Here is a 19896-nt window from a genome sequence, read left to right on the forward strand (position 1 = left end):
GTGTTGTGAATCTGACGGAGTGGGCGAGGGTGCAGGGCATTCACCCGCAGACTGCCTACCGTTGGTTTCGTGAGGGGACGTTGCCGGTTCCTGCGGTCCGCGTGAACGCACGGAGTGTGCTGGTCAACCCGAATGCGGCTGTGGTTGACGGGGGCGGGTTGGGGTTGTACGCGCGGGTGTCAGCGCATGATCAGCGCAGCGATCTGGACCGTCAGGTGGCGCGGTTGTCATCATGGGCGGCTGAGTCCGGGGTGCCGGTGGTGCGGGTGGAGGCCGAGGTAGGTTCCGGTATGAACGGGTCGCGGCGGAAGGTGCGGCGGCTGCTGGCTGACCCGAACGTGACGGCCGTGGTCGTTGAGCATCGGGACCGGCTGGGTCGAATGAACACCGAGCTGGTCGAGGCGGCGTTGACTGCGCACGGACGTCGGCTGGTCGTGCTCGACGGTGAAGAGGTTGACGATGACCTGGTCCGTGACATGGTCGAGGTGCTCACGTCGTTTTGTGCTCGGCTGTACGGCAAACGGTCGGCACGCAACCGGGCGTTGAAGGCGGTCGGTTGCGCCCAGCAGGATGTCGGACCTGCTGCGGTGGGTGATCGGTGAGCCGTCCGCTGCGCAGCATCTCGGACCCGTTCGTTGTCGCCGCCCCGACGGGTGCGCGGATACGTACGTGGTTGCGGTTGTCACCGCAGGATGAGCGTGTGCTTCGTCTGGTCGGGGCGCATCTTGGCAAGCTTGCGGGGGCGGATCTGGCGGCCCGGTGCGCGTTGGGTAAAGGTGGCGGGGGCGGTCGGGTGGCCAAGCACGCCGGCCGGGCTGAACGCAAGAAGGCGTTGACGGTGTTGGCGTCGTCGCGGTGGGCCGGGACGATCACCCGGGTGTCAGCCGATCAGTGGGAACGCGGGTGGAGCAACCTGTGGGATGAGCGGGCGCAGCTGCGGGCAGCGGTCGCGACGATCCGCCGACGTCTGGACGCACCGATCGGTGAGAACAACAGCAAGGCCCGCGGGTATGGGTCTGCGCAGCAGCGGTGGGCGAAGCAGCAGCGGTTGCAGCACCAGCGTGCCCGTCTGGCCGATGTCGAGGAACGTCTGGAGCAGGGTCGGGTGTCGGTGGTGCGCGGCAGCGTCCGGTTGGCCCGCACCCGCCACAATCTGCGCGACGCCGGGTTGACCGAGCGTCAGTGGCGTGACCGGTGGGACGCTGTCCGGCTGTTTCTGTCCGCGGACGGGGAGGCGGACAAGGAATGGGGCAACGAGACGATCCGGGTGCATCCCGACCACGGCTGGGTCGAGGTGCGCCTACCGACCCCGCTCGCACACCTGTCCAACACCACGGGCAAGGCGGTCACCTACCGGTTGGACGCCACCGCAACGTTCACCCACCGGCGTGACGAGTGGGCGGCGCAGACCGTTGACGGGCCGGTCGCCTACACGATCATTTGCAACCAGGACAACGGACGCTGGTATGTGGACGCCGCGTGGACCGCCCCGCGGCCCCACATCGAACGGGATCTCGCCACGCTGCGCACCCGACCGACGGTCGGTGTGGACATGAACGACGGCCATCTCGCCTGCTGGCTGCTCGACGCGTCTGGGAACCCTGTCGGTAGCGCTCACACCATCGCATTGCACCTGGACGGCGACACCGCCCGCCGTGACGGACAACTCAGGGCGGCGATCTCGAATCTGCTCGACTACGCAACTCGGCACGGGGCGCACAGCGTCACGATCGAGAACCTGAACTTCGCCGACGCGCGTGCGACCGGACGCGAAACGATGGGTCGGGGGCGCCGCGGCAAACGGTTCCGCCGGGCGGTCGCCGGTATCCCCACGGCACGGTTCCGTGACCGGCTGGTCGGTATGGCCGCCAACCTTGGTGTGGCAGTCATCGCGGTTGACCCGGCGTACACCAGCCGGTGGGGCGGCCAGCACTGGCAAAAGCCACTCAACAACCTTCACCGTGGCGGCACCGATGGTGTGTCGCGCCATCATGCTGCCGCGGTGGTCATCGCACGACGTGGGCTTGGGCATCACGCCCGGCGGGGGACGGCAAAGCCCGACATCCACCAGAGGATGGATGTCGGACCGCGGCCGTCTCGACCGGACATGACAGCCGCGCCCCCGAGGAACCTCGGCAGCTGCGACGGCGGCCCGCGCCAGCATCAGCTGGGTAACACGGACCCGCCCGACCAGACCAGGCCAGGGAACCAGACGACCCAACACCGTTCGGGGCCGTCCACCGAGCAGGACTCACTCCTGCTCAGTGTCTAGGAACGGTAGGATGCGACCCTTGTAGTTGGCTCTGGTCGAGGCTCAAGGAGTACCCCATGCGAAACAAGGCGGTTGCGGGCATCTTCGTCGTCACGCTCCTCATGGCGGGGTGCGAGACCGGCGAGGAGCCGGCCCCCGAACCCGACGCCGACGAGACCGAGACGGAGGCAGAGGACGCGATAGCCCGGGGCGGCACGATCGTCGTCGCCATCTCCAGCGACCCCGGGCACCTCAACCCGGCGATCACGACGAGCGGGGCGACCCACACGGCCGCCGAGCTGCTCTACAACGGCCTGGTCGAGCTCGACGACGACCTCAACCCCGTGCCAGAGCTCGCCACGGACTGGGACGTGGAGGACGACGGGGCGCTCTACCGCTTCCACCTCCGCGACGACGTCACCTGGCACGACGGCGAGCCGTTCACCTCCGAGGACGTGCGCTACAGCTTCGAGGAGGTGCTCACGACCCTCCACTCACGCACGGCAGCCTCCGTCGGGCAGGCCCTCGACGCGATCGAGACCCCCGACGACCACACGGTCGAGTTCCACTTCACCGAGCCGTACGCGCCGTTGCTGCTCCAGCTCGACGTGACCGAGGCGCCGATCATCCCCGCGCACGTGTACGCCGGCACCGACCCCGAGGAGAACCCGGCCAACACGAACCCGGTCGGCACCGGACCCTTCCGGTTCGTCTCCTACAGCCCGGACGAGGAGATCCGTCTCGAGCGCAACGAGGACTACTTCAAAGAAGACCTGCCCTACCTCGACGAGGTCGTGATGCGCGTCGTGCCCGACGACCCCAGCGCGGTCATCGCCCTCGAGGCCGGTGAGGTCGACTGGCTCTGGAACGTGCCCGGCCCGGACCTGGAGCGTCTCCAGGCCAACGACGAGGTGGAGCTGCTCACCACCGACCGCAACCCCGGCGGGTCCAACTGCATCATGACGCTGTCGTTCAACCTCGAGAACCCGTTCTTCGCCGACGTCGACGTGCGCCGCGCGATCGCGCACGCGATCGACCGGGACCTCTACGTCGAGCAGATCCTCTTCGGCCAGGGACGCGTGGCCGAGGCCCCTATCGCCAGCGGCATCGCCTACGCCCACGGTGACGTCGACCTGCCCGACTTCGACGTCGAGCAGGCAGACGAGCTCCTCGAGGCGGCCGGCTGGCAGCGCGAGGGCGACGGAGTCCGCGTCGCGCAGGGCGTCGACGGCGTCGAGGACGGAACGGCGCTCGCGTTCGACTTCCTGCACTTCCCGACGTTCGCCCGCTACGGGGAGCTTCTGCGCACGCAGCTCGCCGAGGTCGGGATCGACCTCGAGCTCCGTCCCCTCGAGCCGCCGGTGTTCGCACCGACGGTGTTCGGCGACCGGGACTTCGACACGAACGTCATCTCCTACTGCAACGGCAACGACCCCGAGATCGGCGTCCGTCGCCAGATCCACTCCGAGCAGATCGGGTCGGTGCCCTTCTCGAACGCGGCGGCGTACGCCAACCCGCGGGTCGACGAGCTGCTCGACGAGGCGCAGCGCACGATCGACCTCGACGAGCGCGGCGAGCTGTACCAGGAGCTGCAGGAGATCCTCGCCGAGGAGCTGCCCTACGTCTGGATCGTCGAGACCGAGGGGACGCGTGCCCATTCGGCCTTCTGCGACGGCTTCAAGCCCTACAGCCTGTTCGCCGAGGAGGCGCACTGCGGATGACGGGCGCGGCGGCGCGTACCGTCTGGCGGACCAGCACCTGAGTGAGCCCCCGCTACATCGGGTGGCGGCTCGCTCAGGTGGTGCCGTCGGTCGCCGGGATCGTCCTCGTCGGCTGGCTGCTCATCCACCTCGCGCCGGGCGACCCGCTCGTCGCCCTCGCGGGGCAGAGCGGCGACGAGGCGTACTACGCCTTCATGCGCGAGAAGTTCGGGCTCGACCGGCCGTTGCACGAGCAGCTCGTCACCTACGCAAGCAACGTGCTGCGCGGCGACCTCGGGGTCTCCTACACCAGGGGACGGCCCGCCACCGAGGTGGTGCTCGAACGGGTGCCCGCCACGTTGCTGCTGACCGCGACCGCCCTCGTCCTGTCGAGCGTGGCCGGCGTCGCGCTCGGGGTCATCGCCGCCTCGCGACCGCGCGGATGGCGTGACCTCCTCGTCAACGGCGCCGCGCTCGGGCTCTACGCCGCACCGGTGTTCTGGGTGGCGCAGCTCGCGGTGCTGACCCTCGCGCTGCGACTGCGCTTCTTCCCCGTCCAGGGGATGTCGGGGGTGGCGACCACGACGGGCCTCGCGTCCGTGCTCGACCTCGCGCGCCACCTCGTGCTGCCCGCCGTCGTGCTCGCGACGCAGGAGACCGCGGTCGTCGCCCGCTTCACCCGTGCGGGGTTGCTCGAGGAGCTCGCGCGCGACTACGTCCGCACCGCGCGCGCCAAGGGGCTGTCGCAATCCCGGGCACTCCTGCGCCACGCCCTACGGCGAGCGCTGCTGCCGGTCGCCACGGTCGTCGGCGCTCGCGTCGGCCATCTCGTCTCCGGCGCGATCGTCGTCGAGATCGTCTTCGGGTGGCCGGGTCTCGGCCGGCTGCTGCTGTCCGCGACGCAGACCCGGGACGCGCCGGTGCTGCTCGCCATCTTCTTCCTCGTCGCCTTCAGCGTCATCCTCGCCAACCTCGCCACGGACATCGTCTATGCCCTGCTCGACCCCCGTATCCGGTATCGCTGACGAGCCGCCCGAGGCCGGCGGTGTCGCCCACCACCCCGGCCGGCCACGGCGGCGCCGCCTCGTGCGCCGTCTCCTGCGCACGCCCGGAGGGGCCGCCGGCGCGGCGCTGTCCACGACGGTCGTCGCGGTCGCCCTGCTTGCCGACGTCCTCGTGCCCGAGTCGCCGTTCCGGCCCGTCGGCCCTGCCCTCCAGGCGCCCTCGCCTGCCCACCCCATGGGCACCGACGACCTCGGCCGCGACCTGCTCGCGGGCATCGTCCACGGGGCACGCACGTCGCTGACGGTGGCGGTGCTCGTCGGCCTGCTCGCGGTCGTCATCGGGGTGCTCGTCGGCACGCTGTCGGGCTATCGCGGGGGGCTCGTCGACGACGTCCTCATGCGGGTCACCGAGCTGTTCCAGGTGCTGCCGCGGTTCTTCCTCGCGGTCGTCGTCATCGCCGCGTTCGGTGCGAGCCTCGAGCTGCTCGTGCTCGTGCTCGGCCTCACGTCGTGGGAGATCCTCGCTCGGGTCGTGCGCGCGGAAGTGATGAGCCTGCGCCAGCGCGAGTTCGTCGAGGCCTCCATCGCAAGCGGGGCGTCCGCGGCCCGCGTCGTCGTGCGCGAGATCCTGCCGAACGCGCTGCCGGCCGTCGTCGTGTTCCTCGGGTTGCTGCTCGCGCAGGTGATCCTGCTCGAGGCGACCCTCGGCTTCATCGGCCTCGGAGACCCGTCACGGATCAGCTGGGGTTATCTCGCGGGGCAGGCGCAGCGCTTCCTGCGGGTCGCCTGGTGGATGTCCTTCTTCCCCGGCGTCGCCATCGTCGTGGCGGTGCTCGGCCTCAACCTCGTCGGCGACGCGCTCAACGACGTGCTCGGCGGCCGGCGCTGACCCGCAGCGGCGCCCCGAGGTCGGCGCGTCACCCCCGGGGGTCCGAACGCTGCCGGGCGTCGAGACGCTCGGCGAAGCCCTCCCCGCGCAGCCACAGGGCGACGTCGAGGAGCTCCTCCGGCGACGCGAGAACCGCTATTCGCTCAAAGGCCGCACCGCGGTCACCGTGATGGAGAACTCGCCGGCGGGCGCGGCGTAGGTCACCGTCTCGCCGACGTGCCGCCCGACGAGCGCGCGGCCGAGGGGTGACTGCGCGCTTACGACGCTCAGCCCCGGAACCCGGTCCTCACGGCTGCCGAGCAGGAAGGTCTCCTCGTCGCCTTGCTCGTCGCGAGTCGTGACGACCATGCCGGCGGCGACCGTGTCCCCCTCGGGAGCCTCGCCGACACGGGCGTCGCGCAGCATCTGCTCCAGCTGGCGGATACGGGCCTCCATCTTGCCCTGCTCCTCCTTGGCCGAGTGGTACTCGGCGTTCTCGCGCAGGTCGCCGTGGGCGCGGGCCTCCTCGATGGCCGCCGAGGCCTGCTGGCGCCCTTCGGTCTTGAGGTGGGCGAGCTCGGCGCTGAGGCGCTCGTACGCGGACTGGGACAGCCAGACGGTGTCGGTCACGGCCGGACCCGAAGGCTGCGCTGCTCGACGGTCATGTGCGGGCATCCTTGTCGCAGGTGCTGGGGGCGAACGGAGAGTCTACGGTTTAGCCACACCATGCCCGAGCTTCCCGAGGTGCAGGCCCACGCCGAGCGGCTGAGCGCGGCGTTCGCCGGTGCGGACCTGTCGCGGTTTCAGCCGCTCGCGTTCACCGCCCTGAAGACCTACGACCCACCGCCGGAGGCGGCGGTGGGTCGCGCGCTCGAGGCGGTGCGCCGCCGGGGCAAGTACCTCCTGCTCGACTTCGGGGATCTCACGTTCGTCGTCCACCTCATGCAGGGCGGGCGCCTGCGCGTCGACGGCACACGACCCCGGCCGGGATCCCGAAGGCCGGCGGTGCGGCCGAAGGGAGGGGTGGCGCGGTGGGTCTTCGCCGACGACCGGGGGCTCCTGCTCACCGAGGCCGGCACCGAGCACCGGGCGGGTGTGTGGGTGGTCGCCGGCGACCCGCTCGCCGTCCCGCCGCTGTCCGAGCTCGGGCCGGAGGCGGACGCGGTCGACGAGGAAGGTATGGCGGCGCTGCTCGCGGCGCATCCCATGCGCCTGCACACCTTCCTACGTGACCAGCGGGTGGTCGCCGGCCTGGGGCGCCGCCTCGCCAACGAGGTGTGCCACCGGGCACGGCTGTCGCCGTTCGCGCCCACCGCCAAGCTCTCCGTCGACGCCGGGCGCGTCGTCGACGCCATCCGCTCCTGCGTCCTGGAGGGGCTGGCGGCCGAGCAGGCGCGCGAGGACATGAGCGCGTCCAGGGAGCGTCCCGCGGCCGTCCACGGGCGCACCGGCGAGGCGTGCCCCGCGTGCGGCGACACCGTCCGCGCCGTCGGGTACCGCGACTACACCGTCAACTACTGCCCGACGTGCCAGACCGGCGGCAGGGTCCTTGCGGACAACACGACGAGCAAGTTCCTCAAGTAGCCGCGTCGCGGCCGGGGCCGTTTCCGAGCACGCACAGGCCGTGCCACGCGAGCGCGGAGAGGTGGTCGACGAGCTCCGCCCGCGGCATCGTGCCCTCCCGCAGCCACCAGTCGCCGGCGACCTGCACCATGCCGACGATCCCGTGCCCCCACGCCCCCGCGGGCGCGGTGTCCAATCCCTTGCGCTCCAGCTCCTCGCCGATCGCCGCCCCGACCTCGCGGCCGACCCGCAGGACGAAGTCCGACACGGTGGCGCGTGCCTCCTGCTGCTCGCCCAGCGCCGGGTGCATGAGGAAGCGGTAGATCTGCGGCTCCGCCTCGATGAACGCGAGGTACACGTCGACCGCGGCGCGCAGGCGCGTCCTCGCGTCGGCCGCCTGCGTGAGCGCCGGCATGAGCGCTCCCATCACCGGCTCCACGTAGCGCTCGGCGAGCATGCGGTAGAGCTCGCCCTTGTCGCCGAAGTGGCGATAGAGGATCGGCTTCGTGATGCCGGCCTCCGCGGCGATGCTGTCCATCGAGGCGGAGGGCCCGTCCCTGCGGATCACGCGGTCGGCGGCGTCGAGCAGCTGGCGCCGCCGGCTCTCCCGCCGCGAGGCCGCGTCGACCCGCGTGCCGGTGAAGAATGTGGCCACCCCCTCCATGGCCGTCAGCCTACCCCGGGGGCGGGACGCGCGCGCTTCCCGCGGCGAGGTCACGCTCGTGGTGGGCGGGACCGTTCCTCGTCGGCCTCGCCTTGACGCTGGGGGCCCTCGCGCAGCTCGCGGTGCTGTGGCCGGCCGGGAAGGTGGCCGACACCTACGGCCGCCGCAGGCTCGCCGTACCCGCCTACCCTGCCTTCGCGACGGTCGCAGCGGTCGCCGCCCTCCGCATGCGCCAGACCCTCGGGTCGGCGGCGCCGGCGGCGACGTAGAATCTTCCCCCGATGAGGATCGAGCTGCTCTACCGGCTCTACGAACGGCGCCTGGCCGCGGGTCTGCGTGGCGGCGCACTGCCCCGCCACGTCGGCGTGGTGCTCGACGGCAACCGGCGTTTCGCCCGGGAGAAGGGCCTGGAGACCGTCACCGAGGGTCACCGCATCGGCGCCGGGAAGATCCACGAGCTCGTCGACTGGTGCCACGAGCTGGGCATCCCCTACGTCACGCTGTGGCTGCTGTCCACCGACAACCTCCAGCGCGACGCCGCCGAGGTCAGCGTCCTGCTCGACATCATCGCCGACACCATCCGCCGCATGGCCAGTGAGCCCCGCAACGTCAGCCGCGGCCTGCGGATCACCGCCGTCGGCGCTCTCGACGCGGTCCCCGACGAGCTGCGCCGCGTGCTGAAGGAGGCGGAGGAGGCCACCGCCGCCGGCACCGGCCTCCACGTCCAGGTGGCCGTCGGCTACGGGGGCCGCCAGGAGATCACCGACGCCCTGCGTGCCCTGCTCGAGGAACGCCACGCCGAGGGGGCGACGCTCGGGCAGGTCATCAGCGAGCTCAGCCCCGAAGCCATCTCCGCGCATCTCTACACGAACGGCATCCCCGACCCCGACCTCATCATCCGCACCTCCGGGGAGATCCGGCTCTCAGGCTTCATGCTCTGGCAGTCGGCGAACAGCGAGTTCTACTTCTGCGACCCCTACTGGCCGGCGTTCCGCAAGACCGACTTTCTCCGCGCACTCCGCGACTTCGCCTCCCGCCAGCGCCGCTACGGCCGCTGAACCGGCCGTGATCGAGACCACCGACATCGCCGGGTTGCTCGTGGTGCGTTGGCCGACGCACGGCGACGAGCGCGGCTTCTTCCGCCAGACCTACCAGATCGGGGAGATCGCCGAGGCGCTCGGCCGGGAGCCGGTCCTGCGGCAGGGCAACCACTCGCACTCCGTGCCCGGCGTGCTGCGTGGCTTCCACGCCGAGCCGTGGGACAAGCTCGTATACGTGGTCCGCGGCTACGCGGTGGCCGCCATCGCCGACATCCGCCCCGACTCGCCGACGTTCGGCGAGGCGCGCACGTTCCTGCTCGGCGACCCCCCCGACGGCGAGCGGATCCGCCTCTTCATCGCCGAGGGCCTGGCGAACTCCTTCCTGACGCTCGGCACCGAACCCGTCGACTACCTCTACGACGTGAGCGACTACTGGCGGCCGGGGATCGACAAGCCCTCCGTGGCATGGGACGACCCCGACCTCGCGGTCTTCTGGCCGCTGGCCGACCCGGTGCTGTCCGACGCCGACCGCAAGAACCCCACCCTGCGCGATCTCTTCCCCGACCATCCGCGCTGGCGCTCCGCCGGGGGCGGAGCGGCCCGGGGCGCCCACGCCGCCGGCGGGTGAGGCCTCCACGGCCGCCAGCAGGCGGGGCTGTACCCTGCCCCGGTGACGACGATCGAGCTCGTGCGCCACGCCGAGGCGCTGTCACGTGACGGGTGGCGGGACCGGCCCGACTGGGACCGCCCGCTGTCCGAGGTCGGCCGGGCGCAGGCGGAGGCGCTGGCCCGGGCCATCCTCGACGGCGGACCGATCGACGGCTGCCACGCGAGCCCGACCGTGCGCTGCCTCCAGACGCTCGAGCCGCTCGCCGCCGCGGCGGGCCAGCGGATCGTCGGCGAGGAGGCCCTCGGGGAGGCGGCGACCGTGCCGAGCACCGACCGGGGCAACGCGTGGGTGGCGTCCGCGTGGCTCGGGGGCCGCGCCCTGTCCTTCGTCGACCGGGTCACCGCCGCGCGGCCCGGCCGGCGGATCGTCGTCTGCTCCCACGGCGACGTCGTCCCCGCGTTGCTCGCCGTCCTCGCCGGCCGCGACGGCCTGGCGCTGCCCGACGTCCGCCTCGACAAGGGCGGGTGGATCTCGTTGCGGTTCGACGGCGGCCGCTGCGTCGACGCAGCGCGACACGAATGAGGTGCGTTCGATGACCTGCTACGTGCTCGACACCTGTGTGCTCATCGCCGACCCGGGGGCGCTGTACCGCTTCGACGAGCACGGCGTCGTCCTGCCGCTCGTCGTCGTCGAGGAGCTCGACCGGCAGAAGACGCGCATGGACGAGGTGGGCCGCAACGCCCGGGCCGCCGTCCGCCTCATCGAGGGGTTGCCTGCCGCCAGCCCCAGCGGCCTCCGCGAACCCGTCACCCTGCCGGGCGGCGGGACGCTGAGGGTCGAGGGCAACCACGTCGACACCCCGCTGCCCGCCTACCTCGACCCGACGACGCCCGACCACCGGATCCTCGCGGTGGCGCTCGGCGTCGGCGGCACGCTCGTGACGAAGGACGGGGCCCTGCGCATCAAGGGCAGCCAGCTCGGCGTCAGCGTCGAGGACTACCGTGCGGACACCCACCACGTCGACGAGCACTACACCGGTGTCGCCCAGCTCGACGTCGACGGCCGGGTGCTCGCCGCCCTGCACCGCGACGGCAAGGTCGCGCTGTCGGGCGCGGGCGATCATCTGGTCACCAACCAGTGCGTGGTCTTGCGGGCAGGCCCGTCCACGGGCGGGCTCGCCCGCGTCGTCGACACCGCCCCGGACGGCACCGTGACCGCGCGGCGCGTGGCGGGCAGCCCGCGGGTGTTCGGCGTGGCGCCCCGCGACGCCCGCCAGACCTTCGCGCTGGACCTGCTGACCGACCCGACCGTCGCCTGCGTGTCGCTCATGGGCATGGCCGGGACCGGCAAGACCTTCCTCGCCCTCGCCGCCGGCCTCGAGCAGGTCGTCGAGGCGCAGGCGTACCGACGGCTCGCGGTGTACCGCCCGCTCGTCGCCGTCGGCCGCCAGGAGGTCGGCTACCTGCCGGGTGACCTCGACGAGAAGCTCCAGCCGTGGATGGCCGCCGTCCACGACAACCTCTACGCGTTGTTCCGCCGAGACGAGGCTCCTGGGTGGCCACCGACCAGCGCCACGCCCAGGAGGCCGTCGACGCGCTGCTCGAGCGCGGCCAGCTGGAGATGGCCGCGATCACCTACCTCCGCGGCCGGTCCATCACCGACGAGTACGTCGTCGTCGACGAGGCGCAGAACCTCGAGCTGCCGACCCTGAAGGTCATCCTCACCCGCATGGCGGCCGGGTCGAAGGTGGTGTTCTGCGGCGACCTGTGCCAGGTCGACAACCCCTACATCTCGCCGCACGGCGGCATGGCGGCGGTCATCGAGAAGCTCAAGGGCTCGCCGCTGTTCGGGCACGTCACGATGGCGAAGGGGGTGCGCTCCCCCCTCGCGGAGTTCGCCGCCACCCGCCTGTGAGCCGTCGGCGAGCATCGCGTCACCGTCGGGGACGGCCCTCGGCCGGCGGACGGCTACTCGACGCGCTCCCCGGTGACGACGTAGGCGACCTGGCGGGCGGCCTCCACCCCGTGGTCGGCGATGCGCTCGTAGTAGCGCGCGAGCAGCGCGAGGCTCACCGCCTCCTCGACGGACTGGCGGCCCGTGTAGAGCTCGGTGAGCAGGCACTTCTGGAGCAGGTCCGCCTGGTCGTCGCGGCGCTCGAGCTCGACCGCCGCGAGCCCGTCGTGGCGCTCCCAGGCGTCGGCCGCCCGGCCCATGATGTCGGCTGCCACCTCCCCGAGCTGGGCGATCGTCTGGCGCACCTCCTCCGACATGGCCGGGGGGTGCACCCACTGCAGCGACTCGGCGACGTGACGAAGCAGGCTCGCCGAGCGCTGCACACCCGCGGTGGCGCGCAGGATCGCCACGATGCGGCGCAGGTCGCTGCCGACGGGCGACTGGCGGGCGAGCAGGACGTAGCAGGCCTCCTCGAGCTCGCGGCAGCGGCTGTCCACCTCGCTGTCCACGGTCTCCGCGGTGGCCGCCCCGTGCCCGTCCGCTCCCAGGAACGCCGCGGTCACCGGCTCGATGGCCGAGGCGACGCGCCGCGTGACACGCACGAGCGCCCGGTCCGAGGCGGCGAGCTGCGCCTGGAAGTCCACGCGGGCGACGGGTTCCCGGCTGGACGCCTCCAGCAGCTCCAGGGGGTCCGGTTCGTCGCCCATGCCTGCACGGTAGCGTGTTCGTCGTGGACGCGACCACCAGAGGACTGCGCATCCTCACCCGGCCGGGCCACCCCGACTTCCTCGACCTGCCGTGGAGCCGGCCGATGGAGGAGTGGTCGGGGGAGAGGATCGTGGAGGTCGCCCGCGGCGTGCACCGCCACGTCGTGCGCTTCATCGACTACGAGGGCAGTCTCTACGCGCTGAAGGAGCTGCCGCCCCGGCTCGCCGACCGCGAGTACCGGCTGCTGCGCAAGATGGCGGAGGACTCTCTGCCGGTGGTCGACGTGGCCGGCGTCGTGCACCGCGCCGGGATGCCCGGCGGGAACCTCGAGGACGTCCTCGTCACGCGCTTCCTCGACTACTCGCTGCCTTACCGCACGGTGTTCAAGCACCGGCGCCGCGACGACCCCGTGGGCGAGGTCCGCGACCTGTCCGACCGGCTGCTCGACGCGCTCGCCATGCTGCTCGTGCGCCTGCACGTCGCGGGGTACTTCTGGGGCGACTGCTCGCTGTCGAACACGCTGTTCCGCCGGGACGCGGGCGCGCTGGCGGCCTACCTCGTCGACATGGAGACCGGCGAGTGGCACCCGCAGCTGTCCGACGGGCAGCGCGAACACGACCTCGAGGTCACCGAGGAGAACGTCGCCGGGGGCCTGCTCGACCTCCAGGCGGAGCTCGGCCTGCCCGGCGACCTCGACGCGTTCGACGTCGCCCACGACCTCGGCCGCCGCTACACCCGCCTGTGGAACGAGGTCACGACCAACGAGGTCATCGGTCCCGACGAGCGCTACCGCATCCAGGCGCGCATGCGGCGGTTGAACGAGCTCGGGTTCGACGTCGACGAGGTCGAGCTCGTCGCGGCCGAGGACGGCGACCGGCTCGTCATGAAGATCTCCGTGACCGAGCAGGGCCACCACCGCCGCCGGCTCATGGCGCTCACCGGGCTCGAGGCCCAGGAGAACCAGGCCCGCAGCCTCCTGAACGACCTCGCGAACTTCCGCGCGAGCGGGGAGCGCCGCGCCGGCCGCCCCCTGCCCGAGACGCTCGCGGCGCACCGCTGGCTGGCGGAGGTCTTCGAGCCGACCGTGGGGGCGATCCCCGACGGGCTCCGCGGCAAGCTCGAGCCTGCCGAGGTGTTCCACGAGGTGATCGAGCACAAGTGGTTCCTGTCGGAGTGCGCCGGACGCGACGTCGGCGTGCAGGAGGCCGTGGCCTCCTACATGCGCACGGTCCTGCCCGCCGTGCCGGACGAGCGCACCGTCCTGGCCCTCGACGACGACGGCTTCATGGGCTACGGCTGACGCTTTGGCGGGACCCGGTAAGGTGCGCCGGCGGGCCGCGGCGCAGGCCCGCGCCCGCGAGCGAGCAGGGGCCCGCGTCCGCGAGCCGAGGAGACGTGATGGGACAAGTGACCTTTCGGATGGAGGTCGGGGAGCCCGCAGCGGACACCCTCGTCGAGTGGGACACGGAGTCCTCGCTCGTGACGACGTGGACGGTGCGGCCTGCGGGACACGCGGCGGCGGTGAGGGTGACGACCCGGTGGCAGGGCGCGTCGGGCATCGGGGGCTTCTTCGAGCGCCGGTTCGCTCCGGCCGGGCTGCGCCGGATCCACGACGGCACCCTCGCCCGGCTCGCCGACGCCCTGCGGTAGGCCGTCGGGGATGGCGCTGGTCGCGGTCGAGGACCGCCACGCCGTGCGGGTCCTCACGCTCGAGCGGCCCGAGGCGCGCAACGCCATGAGCACCGCGCTGCTCGGCGCGCTCCTCGACGCCGTCGCCGACGCGGTGGCGGCCGAGCACGTGCGGGTGCTCGTCGTCGGCGGTGCGGGCGGGCACTTCTCGGCGGGTGTGGACCTGCGCGAGGAGCTCGGCCACGCGGGGCACGTGCGGCGCATGGACCTGTTCTGTCAGGTCTGCGAGGCGGTCGGCACCTGCCCGAAGCCGACGCTCGCCGCGGTGGAGGGCCACTGCGTGGGCGGTGGCGCCGAGGTGGCGGCGGCCTGCGACGTCCGGGTCGCTGACCCGTCGGCGTCGTTCCGCTTCCCCGGCGCGGCCCTCGGCGTGCCGGTCGGCGCCGCCAAGCTCGTCGGCCTCGTGGGTCTCGGTGCGGCCAAGGAGCTCGTGCTCACCGCCCGCACCGTCGACGCCGGGGAGGCGTTGCGGCTCGGCTTCCTGCAGCGGCTCGCGCCGGCGGGCGGCGCGCTCGACGTCGCGCTCGAGGTGGCGGGGGCCATCGCGGGCAACGACCCCGACGCCGTGACCCACCTCAAGCGGCTGTTCGCACGCTTCTCCGGCACGGGCGACCGGATCGCGGTCGAGAACGACGCGTTGCATGCGCTCGCCGAGGCCGGCGGGGACTACACGGCGCTCACCATGCCCGACCCGAAGCGGACCGCCGGCTGGTCCGCGCTGGACCCCGGCAGGTGACCGGTATGCTCATCCCAACCGTCGTCCGCCCGCCCGAGGAGACCGCTCCGTGACCGACTCACGACACCCCCAGGCCCCCGACCGCAACCTCGCGCTGGAGCTCGTGCGTGCCACCGAGGCCGCGGCACTCGCAGCCGGCCGCTGGATGGGACGGGCGGAGAAGGAATCAGGTGACCAGGCCGCCGTCGACGCGATGCGCGCGGTGCTGGGCACCGTGGAGATGGACGGCGTCGTCGTCATCGGCGAGGGAGAGAAGGACGAGGCGCCGATGCTCTTCAACGGCGAGCGGGTCGGCACGGGCAACCCGCCGCTCGTCGACATCGCCGTCGACCCGGTCGAGGGCACCACCCTGCTCGCCGAGGGGCGCAACGGTGCGGTCGCGGTCATCTCGGCCGCGCCCCGCGGGACGCTGTTCGACCCCGGCCCGATCATGTACATGATGAAGTGGGTCGTCGGCCCGGAGGCCACGGGGGTGATCGACTTCGACGCGCCGGTCGGCGACAACCTGCGAGCGATCGCGAAGGCGAAGGGCAAGGACGTCAACGACCTGCTCGTCATGACCCTCGACCGCCCACGCCACCACGACCTCATGCGCGAGGTGCGGCAGGTCGGCGCGCGCCTGCGGCTGATCACCCATGGCGACGTCGCCGCGGCGCTGCTCGCCGCGGTGCCCGACAGCCGCGTCGACGTGCTCATCGGCATCGGGGGCACCCCCGAGGGCGTCCTCACCGCCTGCGGCCTGCGGGCAATCGGCGGGGAGATGCTCGGCAAGCTGTGGCCCCGCGACGACGAGGAGCGTGAGGCGGCAGCCGACGCCGGCTGCGACGTCGACGAGGTCTTGAGCACCGACCGGCTGTGTGCGAGCGAGGACACGTTCGTGGCGGTGACGGGCATCACCGACGGCGACCTGCTGTCCGGGGTGAGCTACACCCCCGGCGGCGCGGTCACCGAGTCGCTCGCCATGCGCGGCAAGTCCGGAACGGTTCGCTGGATCAAGGCGAGCCACAACCTCGACAAGGTCGCCGAGTACGCCGCCGTCGACTACGGCTAAGAGAGCGTTCACCGACCGTTCACCGGTCGGTCCGCGACCCGCCACCCGCGTCTCCTACCGTGCGCATGACCGCAACCACCTCGGTAGGAGGACATGAATGCGCACGTGGCGCATGGCAATCGCAACGGCCCTGTCCGCAAGCGTCCTTGCGGCCTGCGGCGGCAACGGCGGCGCGCTGCCGGCGGCGCCCGGCGACGTCGCCGACCGCACGGGCGACGAGACGGCGGGCAACCGCGGTGAGCTGAGCGGGGCGCTCGTCGGCGCGGGTGCGACCTTCCCGACGCCGGTGTTCCAGGACTGGATCCTCGCGTACGGCGAGTCGGTGCAACCCGGCGCGTCGATCAACTACCAGAGCATCGGCTCCGGTGGCGGCATCGAGCAGTTCATCGGCCAGACGGTGGACTTCGGGTCGTCGGAGCGCTTCCTCGACGACGACGGCGTGGCGGAGGCGGCCGCGGCCCGCGGGTGCGATCCGCTCCAGGTCCCCGTGCTGTTCGGCGCGGTGACCATCGCCTACAACGCGGCGGTCGGCCTGGAGGGCCTCGTCCTCGACGCCGCGACCATCTCGGGCATCTTCCGACGCGAGATCACCCGCTGGGACGACCCGGCGATCGCCGAGATCAACCCTGGGCTCGACCTGCCCGACACCGACATCATCCCCGTGCACCGCTCCGACGGCTCGGGCACGACGTCGGTGTTCACGACCTGGCTACAGGACGAGGACCCGGCGTGGGCCGAGGAGCTCGGCTCAGGCACGGAGGTGAACTGGCCCGCGGGAACCATCGGCGGCCAGGGCAACGAGGGCGTCACGGCCGGCATCGAGCAGAACCCGGGCGGCATCGGCTACGTCAACCAGGCGTACGCGCTCGAGAACGACCTGCCGACCGCAGCGGTGGTCAACGCGGACGGCAACCCGATCGAGCCGACGCTCGACGCGACCACCGCGGCGGTGGAGGGCATCGACGTGCCCGACGACTTCCGCTTCCACATCCTCGGCGTCGGGGACGACGGCTACCCGATCACCGGCACCAACTGGGTGTTCGCGTGGGAGTGCGGCTACGACGCCGGCACCGCCGCGCTGCTCCGGGACTTCTGGACCTGGGCCACCCAGACGGCCCAGGCGGACGAGCTCGCCGTCGAGCTCGGCTACGCGCCGCTCGGCGAGAGCCTGAAGCCGCGGGTCCTCGAGACCATCGAGCGGATCAACGCCGAGGACGAGTGATGGCGGACCCCGCGCGCAGCCTGCGCGTCCACGACCGTGGACGCCTCGCCGACCCGCTGTTCAAGGGCGCCGTCACGGCATGTGGGGCCAGCGTGCTCGTCATCCTCGGGCTGATGATCGCGCGGACGACGAGCGACGCCTGGCCGATCTTCCGCTCCGAGGGGCTCGGCTTCTTCCTCGGGACCCAGTGGAGCGCGGGCTTCTCGCGCACGGCGATCACCGGGGAGTACGGCGCCTTCCCGTTCATCTACGGCACGCTCGTCACCGCGGCGATCGCGATCACGATCGCCTTGCCCCTGGCGGTCGCCGTCGCCCTCTACATCACCCAGCTCGCCCCCCGGCGGCTGCGCAACCCCCTGAGCTACGCCGTCGAGATCCTCGCTGCGGTCCCGAGCGTCGTGTACGGCCTGTGGGGCCTGCTGTTCTTCCTGCCGGTCGTGCTCCGCCCGGTGATGAACGTCCTCGCCGATCGTCTCGGTGGGTTCTTCCTCTTCGAGGGGCCGGTGTTCGGGGTGAGCTACTTCGCCGCGGGGGTCGTGCTCGCGATCATGATCCTGCCGATCATCACCGCGATCACCCGCGAGGTCGTCGCGGTCAACCCCACGGACGCGCAGCACGCCGCCTATGGGCTCGGGGCGACGCGGTGGGAGGTCATCCGCCGGGTGGTCCTGCCCGGCAGCTTCTCCGGCGTCGTCGGCGCGACGATGCTCGGGCTCGGCCGTGCGCTCGGGGAGACCATCGCGGCCGCGATGCTCGTCGGCGGATCGCAGCGGTTCGGCTCCAGCCTGCTGTTCGCGGGGGACACGATGGCCGCCCACATCGCGAACACCTTCCAGGACGCCTCTCCCGAGACGGTCCTGGCCCTGCTCGCGATGGGTGTCGCCCTGTTCCTGGTCACCACCGTCGTCAACGTCGCCGCACGCGTGCTCGTGTGGCGGATCGGGCGGGTCACCGGAGACGCGGCGGCATGACGACCACCACGGACTCCCGGCGGCCCCGCAGAACGTCGCCGACGGGCCACCCGAGCCTGCGTGACCGTGAGGCGAGCGCCCGGTCGCGGGCGGCGAAGGACCGGGCCGCCCGCGCGCTGCTGCTCGCGGGGATGGTCGTCGCGCTCATCCCCCTCGCGCTCATCCTCTTCGAGGTCGCGCGCCGGGGTCTCCACGTCGTCGACCTCGAGTTCTTCACCCACGTCGAGCCGCCCTACCGGCGCGAAGGCGGCGGCTACGCGCAGGGCTTCGTCGGCACCGCCCTCATCATGGCGCTCGCGGTCGCGATGGCGGTTCCGCTCGGCATCGCCGCCGCGGTCTATCTCGTCGAGTACGGCCGTGGCCGGCTCGCCATCCTCGTGCGCTTCTTCACCGACGTGATGACCGGTGTGCCGAGCGTCTTCGTGGGCCTGTTCGTCTACGCCCTGCTCGTCGTCGGCCCGGGGCAGCTGCGGTTCGGGACCTTCGTCGCCGCGGTGGCGATCGGGATCATGATGCTGCCGATCGTCGTGCGGTCCTCGGAGGAGATGCTGAGGCTCGTCCCCGACGAGCTGCGCAAGGCCAGCTATGCCCTCGGCGCGCGCCGCTGGCAGACGGTCGTGAAGACGGTGCTGCCCGCCGCCGGTCCCGGCATCGTCACCGGGTCCATGCTCGCGGTGGCCCGCGGCGCCGGGGAGACCGCGCCCCTGCTGCTGACCGCCCTCGGTTCCCTGCAGGTCGTCACCGCCCTGCAGGGGACGCCGCAGAGCTCGCTCACCCTGCTCATCTACCGCGGCGCCATCCAGCCCTTCGACGCGGGCATCCAGCGGGCGTGGGGTGGCGCGCTCGCGCTCATCGCCTTCGTGCTGCTGTTCACCGTCGCCGCCCGGCTCATCGGGTCACGCGCCGTCGCCCTCCGGCGCTGACGGACCCGCGGTCGGGGGGGACAGAACGGGTCAGCCGAAGCGCCCGGTGATGTAGTCCTCGGTGCGCGAGTCCGACGCCTGGGTGAAGATCTTCTCAGTGGTGTCGAACTCCACGAGCTGGCCCGTGCGCTCGTCGTGCTCGTCGTCGACGGTGACGGTGAAGAACGCCGTCCTGTCCGAGACCCGGGCCGCCTGCTGCATGTTGTGCGTCACGACGACGATCGTGTAGCAGGCGGCGAGCTCGCGCATGAGATCTTCGATCTTCAGCGTCGCGATCGGGTCGAGGGCCGAGGCCGGCTCGTCCATGAGGATGACGTCGGGGCTGACCGCCAGCGTCCGGGCGATGCACAGGCGCTGCTGCTGGCCACCGGACAGCGCGAGCGCGGACGTCTTCAGCTTCGTGCGCACCTCGTCCCACAGGGCCGCCCTGCGCAGGGACTCCTCGACGAGCCCGTCGAGGTCGCCCTTGTAGCGGTTCAGGCGGGGGCCGAAGGCGACGTTGTCGTAGACCGACTTCGGGAAGGGGTTCGGCTTCTGGAAGACCATGCCGATGCGCCGGCGGACCTCGACGGGGTCGATGTCGGGGTCGTAGACGTTCTCGCCGTTGTAGCGGACCTGGCCGTGGACCTTCGCGCCCGGCAGGAGGTCGTTCATGCGGTTCAGGCAGCGCAGCAGCGTCGACTTGCCGCATCCGCTCGGGCCGATCAGCGCGGTGATCTCGTTGCGGCGGATCGTCATCGTGACGCCCCCGACGGCGGTGAAGCCGCCGTAGCTGCACGACACGTCCTCGAGCTCGAACACCGCGGCGTGGGGCGCTGCGGGTGTCGTGCGGGCCGGCGCGGGTGCCGCTGCCCCGCTCGCGGCCCAAGCCTCCGAATCCATCGATGTCGACCTCGCGTCGCTGTGCATGCCGCCAGGGTGCCCGGGCAAGGTGAACGGCGGG

General features: G+C 72.0%; 23 protein-coding genes. 19 read left to right on the forward strand and 4 right to left on the reverse strand.

What is annotated here, in order from left to right; all coding sequences use genetic code 11:
- The first annotated feature begins 5 nt into the window (after positions 1-5).
- The 5 genes from VM324_14650 to VM324_14670 all read left to right on the forward strand — a co-directional run bounded on the left by VM324_14650 (position 6) and on the right by VM324_14670 (position 5844).
- A complete protein-coding gene (locus tag VM324_14650; GenBank protein ID HVM00530.1) occupies positions 6-602 on the forward strand; it encodes an IS607 family transposase in 597 nt (198 codons plus the stop codon).
- 98 nt (positions 603-700) lie between these two features.
- Complete coding sequence (locus tag VM324_14655; GenBank protein HVM00531.1) at positions 701-2272, forward strand: hypothetical protein; 1572 nt, start codon at positions 701-703, stop codon at positions 2270-2272.
- 56 nt (positions 2273-2328) lie between these two features.
- The gene (locus VM324_14660) at positions 2329-3972 is read left to right on the forward strand and encodes an ABC transporter substrate-binding protein (GenBank protein ID HVM00532.1); all 1644 of its coding nucleotides are present in this window, start codon (positions 2329-2331) and stop codon (positions 3970-3972) included.
- Between the two features lie 41 nt (positions 3973-4013).
- Positions 4014-4976, forward strand: a complete 963-nt coding sequence (locus VM324_14665) for an ABC transporter permease (protein HVM00533.1) — start codon at positions 4014-4016, stop codon at positions 4974-4976.
- Complete coding sequence (locus VM324_14670) at positions 4942-5844, forward strand: ABC transporter permease (GenBank protein HVM00534.1); 903 nt, start codon at positions 4942-4944, stop codon at positions 5842-5844. Before VM324_14665 ends, VM324_14670 begins: the two co-directional genes overlap by 35 nt.
- Before the next feature lie 135 nt (positions 5845-5979).
- Here the strand turns inward: VM324_14670 and greA are convergent, their stop codons facing one another.
- On the reverse strand, positions 5980-6453 hold the full coding sequence (gene greA, locus VM324_14675) for a transcription elongation factor GreA (GenBank protein ID HVM00535.1): 474 nt from the start codon (positions 6451-6453) through the stop codon (positions 5980-5982).
- Positions 6454-6549: 96 nt separating this feature from the next.
- On the opposite strand from greA, the gene VM324_14680 reads away from it, so the two are divergent.
- Complete coding sequence (locus tag VM324_14680; GenBank protein HVM00536.1) at positions 6550-7407, forward strand: DNA-formamidopyrimidine glycosylase family protein; 858 nt, start codon at positions 6550-6552, stop codon at positions 7405-7407.
- Here VM324_14680 and VM324_14685 read toward each other — a convergent pair.
- On the reverse strand, positions 7400-8050 hold the full coding sequence (locus VM324_14685) for a TetR/AcrR family transcriptional regulator (protein HVM00537.1): 651 nt from the start codon (positions 8048-8050) through the stop codon (positions 7400-7402). The two genes, VM324_14680 and VM324_14685, sit on opposite strands and share 8 nt — an antisense overlap.
- Positions 8051-8142: 92 nt before the next feature.
- Between VM324_14685 and VM324_14690 the strand changes: the two genes are divergently transcribed.
- The 6 genes from VM324_14690 to VM324_14715 are packed head-to-tail and all read left to right on the forward strand — an operon-like array spanning position 8143 to position 11614.
- A complete protein-coding gene (locus tag VM324_14690) occupies positions 8143-8319 on the forward strand; it encodes a hypothetical protein (GenBank protein ID HVM00538.1) in 177 nt (58 codons plus the stop codon).
- 12 nt (positions 8320-8331) lie between these two features.
- Positions 8332-9108, forward strand: a complete 777-nt coding sequence (locus VM324_14695) for an isoprenyl transferase (protein ID HVM00539.1) — start codon at positions 8332-8334, stop codon at positions 9106-9108.
- A gap of 7 nt (positions 9109-9115) precedes the next feature.
- Complete coding sequence (locus VM324_14700) at positions 9116-9718, forward strand: dTDP-4-dehydrorhamnose 3,5-epimerase family protein (protein HVM00540.1); 603 nt, start codon at positions 9116-9118, stop codon at positions 9716-9718.
- Positions 9719-9760: 42 nt separating this feature from the next.
- Complete coding sequence (locus tag VM324_14705) at positions 9761-10282, forward strand: phosphoglycerate mutase family protein (protein HVM00541.1); 522 nt, start codon at positions 9761-9763, stop codon at positions 10280-10282.
- Between the two features lie 10 nt (positions 10283-10292).
- Positions 10293-11411: a PIN domain-containing protein gene (locus VM324_14710; protein ID HVM00542.1), complete on the forward strand. Its 1119-nt coding sequence runs from the start codon at positions 10293-10295 to the stop codon at positions 11409-11411.
- Positions 11321-11614 carry a PhoH family protein gene (locus tag VM324_14715; GenBank protein ID HVM00543.1) on the forward strand — a complete coding sequence of 98 codons (294 nt, stop codon included), beginning with the start codon at positions 11321-11323 and terminating at the stop codon, positions 11612-11614. Before VM324_14710 ends, VM324_14715 begins: the two co-directional genes overlap by 91 nt.
- A 53-nt stretch (positions 11615-11667) precedes the next feature.
- Here VM324_14715 and VM324_14720 read toward each other — a convergent pair whose 3' ends face one another.
- Entirely contained in the window at positions 11668-12360 is a 693-nt protein-coding gene (locus tag VM324_14720) for a PhoU domain-containing protein (GenBank protein ID HVM00544.1), read from the reverse strand.
- A gap of 23 nt (positions 12361-12383) precedes the next feature.
- Here VM324_14720 and VM324_14725 point away from each other — a divergent pair, with 23 nt between their 5' ends.
- From VM324_14725 to pstA, 7 genes are all read left to right on the forward strand, one after another.
- Positions 12384-13661, forward strand: coding sequence for a DUF4032 domain-containing protein (locus VM324_14725; GenBank protein ID HVM00545.1), 1278 nt, complete (start codon positions 12384-12386; stop codon positions 13659-13661).
- A complete protein-coding gene (locus VM324_14730) occupies positions 13658-14011 on the forward strand; it encodes an SRPBCC family protein (protein ID HVM00546.1) in 354 nt (117 codons plus the stop codon). Before VM324_14725 ends, VM324_14730 begins: the two co-directional genes overlap by 4 nt.
- A gap of 10 nt (positions 14012-14021) precedes the next feature.
- Positions 14022-14786, forward strand: coding sequence for an enoyl-CoA hydratase/isomerase family protein (locus tag VM324_14735; GenBank protein HVM00547.1), 765 nt, complete (start codon positions 14022-14024; stop codon positions 14784-14786).
- Between the two features lie 49 nt (positions 14787-14835).
- A complete protein-coding gene (gene glpX, locus VM324_14740; protein ID HVM00548.1) occupies positions 14836-15837 on the forward strand; it encodes a class II fructose-bisphosphatase in 1002 nt (333 codons plus the stop codon).
- Between the two features lie 97 nt (positions 15838-15934).
- Complete coding sequence (gene pstS, locus VM324_14745; GenBank protein ID HVM00549.1) at positions 15935-17059, forward strand: phosphate ABC transporter substrate-binding protein PstS; 1125 nt, start codon at positions 15935-15937, stop codon at positions 17057-17059.
- Complete coding sequence (pstC, locus tag VM324_14750) at positions 17059-18030, forward strand: phosphate ABC transporter permease subunit PstC (protein ID HVM00550.1); 972 nt, start codon at positions 17059-17061, stop codon at positions 18028-18030. The genes pstS and pstC overlap by 1 nt, the downstream gene beginning before the upstream one ends.
- Positions 18027-18953 carry a phosphate ABC transporter permease PstA gene (pstA, locus tag VM324_14755; GenBank protein HVM00551.1) on the forward strand — a complete coding sequence of 309 codons (927 nt, stop codon included), beginning with the start codon at positions 18027-18029 and terminating at the stop codon, positions 18951-18953. The genes pstC and pstA overlap by 4 nt, the downstream gene beginning before the upstream one ends.
- Before the next feature lie 30 nt (positions 18954-18983).
- Here pstA and pstB read toward each other — a convergent pair whose 3' ends face one another.
- A complete protein-coding gene (gene pstB / locus VM324_14760; GenBank protein HVM00552.1) occupies positions 18984-19835 on the reverse strand; it encodes a phosphate ABC transporter ATP-binding protein PstB in 852 nt (283 codons plus the stop codon).
- Positions 19836-19896 lie beyond the last annotated feature (61 nt).

This window comes from Egibacteraceae bacterium (assembly GCA_035540635.1).
Taxonomy (GTDB): Bacteria; Actinomycetota; Nitriliruptoria; order Euzebyales; family Egibacteraceae; genus DATLGH01.